This is a genomic window from Micrococcus sp. LASM2_SD2, from assembly GCF_057364565.1.
Map to the genome: position 1 here is coordinate 1 of NZ_JBNFOB010000312.1, position 2,136 is coordinate 2,136.

At 74.4% G+C, this 2,136-nt stretch carries 3 protein-coding genes; all 3 read left to right on the forward strand.

All coding sequences use genetic code 11. The annotated features are described in order from the left end of the window. Positions 1–88: 88 nt before the first annotated feature. The gene (locus AC2W7A_RS11830) at positions 89–871 is read left to right on the forward strand and encodes an ATP-binding cassette domain-containing protein (RefSeq protein ID WP_485991514.1); all 783 of its coding nucleotides are present in this window, start codon (positions 89–91) and stop codon (positions 869–871) included. Between the two features lie 470 nt (positions 872–1,341). Beyond that, positions 1,342–1,680 (forward strand): hypothetical protein, encoded by a 339-nt coding sequence (locus tag AC2W7A_RS11835; protein ID WP_485991515.1) that lies wholly within the window; start codon positions 1,342–1,344, stop codon positions 1,678–1,680. Between the two features lie 24 nt (positions 1,681–1,704). Next, positions 1,705–2,136: hypothetical protein (locus AC2W7A_RS11840; protein ID WP_485991516.1), on the forward strand; the 432-nt coding region annotated here is incomplete at its 3' end.

Sequence of the window (2,136 nt, forward strand, 5' to 3'; positions counted from 1 at the left end):
CATCAGCTCGGCAGGACGGCGCCGGAGGTGGCCAGCCGGAGCGCCCGGTCGCGCTGCCGCAGGGGCCGCTGGGGGTCCGCTCGAGGAGGTGGACTACGCCTACCCCGGCGCGGCGCCGGGGCAGGCCCCGGCGTTGGAAGGGATCGGCCTGCAGGTGCCGGCCGGCAGCCACACGGCGCTGATGGGGGCCTCGGGCTCCGGCAAGTCGTCCGTGCTGCGGCTGCTGGCCCGGCATGACGACGCCACGGCGGGCATCGTGGCGCTGACCGGGGCCGGTGATGGTGCCGGCGGGGACGGCGGTGACGGCGGTGACGGGGCCGGCGACCGCCGTGACGAGGTGGCGGTGTCCGCCGTGGGGATGGAAGAGCTGCGCACGGCCACCCACTACGTCACCCAGCAGACCACGCTGTTCCGCGGGACGGTCGCGGAGAACCTGCGTCTGGCCGCCCCCGAGGCGAGCGACGAGCAGCTGTGGGCGGCGCTCGAGGCAGCGCAGCTGGCCGGCACCGTGCGTGAGCGCGGGGGACTGGACACCGAGATCGGCGAGCAGGGTCGCCGCCTCTCCGGCGGGCAGCGGCAGCGGCTCGGGGTGGCGCGCGCGGTGCTGGCGGCACCGCGGGTCCTGCTGCTGGACGAGTACACCTCCCACCTGGATCCGCAGACCGCCGCCGCGGTGCGCACCGGCCTGCGGGCGGCGCTGCCGGAGGCGACGATCGTGGAGGCCACGCACACCTCGGCCGGGTTGGACGCGGCGGACCAGGTGGCGGTGCTGGATGCGGGGCACATCGTGGCCTGCGGCCGTCCCGCCGAGCTGAAGCAGGACGGGCCGCTGGCGAGGCTGATCGCGCGGGAGACGGACCGCATGCCCTGACGCCCGAGCCTCTCGCCCCACCTCACCGCTTTCGTTCGCGAAAGCGTCGCGTTCGGCGGTGTTGTCGTTCGGGAGATCGTCGCGTTCCGGTACGCCAGGGCGCGCTGAGACCTCTGGCTGCAGGAGCCGGTGACGATCCACGGCTGAGACCCGGCCCCGGCACCACCCGACGGCACGCACCCAGGGTGCGTGCCGGCGTCGTTGCCCCACCGTGACCATCGGGTGACGAACCCGTCTCGAATCCCCTCCGGACGGCCGAGCCCCTGGCGCGGGCGCCCCACGTCCGGTGCCATCGGACGCGAGTCTCGGAGGCCGGAGACACCCTGACGGGCAGGGGCCAGCTCACCGCAGCCCTCACGGGCACGACGACGGCCCTCGCCCTGGCCCTGTCCGGCGCGGCCGGCGCCGCGGCCGAGGACGGCCAAGAGTAGGGCGGGGCGAACCCGGCCGACGGCACCGTCCTGGGCTGCGTGCAGGCCCCCACCGTCCAGACCGGCCGGTATCTGTTCACCGCCATGGACGAGGACTTCTCCGGCGTCGTCCAGCAGGACCAGGTGGAGGTCGCCGTCCGTGTCGGCGAGATGTCCCACAAGGTCAGCCACGTCCCGTTCGAGTGGGGCGAGGGCTACGGCCTGGTGGACCGTGACGACGTGGTGGACGCCGTCGCTGAACTCCGCGGCGATGGCGCCCCGAACGTCGCCATCCTCGAGGTCTACGTGAACGACCGCCAGGTCGCCTCGCAGGAGATCGACATGAACGCGGACCCGAACGGGCCGGTCTTCGTGGAAGGCGGCGTCTCGGGGGGCTGAGACACCTACACCACCTCCGGCGGCGTGGAGGCCCGCCCGAACTTCCACGCGGTGGGCGTGCCGGTCGGCCCGAGCGTGGACACGCCGTACCTCTCCGAGCTGAACCCCCTGGGCGGATCCGCACCTGGCGGTGAGTCCGTGCCGGTGGAGCTGACGGGCGCGCAGACCTCTGCCGACGAGTTCGCCCTCACGGACCCGTCGCTCACGCCGGAACAGCCGGGACCGTACGTGAGCGAGCGCACCTACGAGGGCGAGGACGGTTCGCAGTACCGCGAATGGGTGGTCGTCGAGGCCCTGGCCGAGGACACCGCGCCGTCCGAGCCTGCGCCGGGTGAGGACGAGACCCCCGCCCCGGACGCGCCCTCCGGGGACGAGGGCGACCACACCGTGCCGGAGAAGGTGGAGACCGGCGGCCTTCGCGCTGGGCGGCTTGGGCGGGGCGACCGCCCTGGTGGC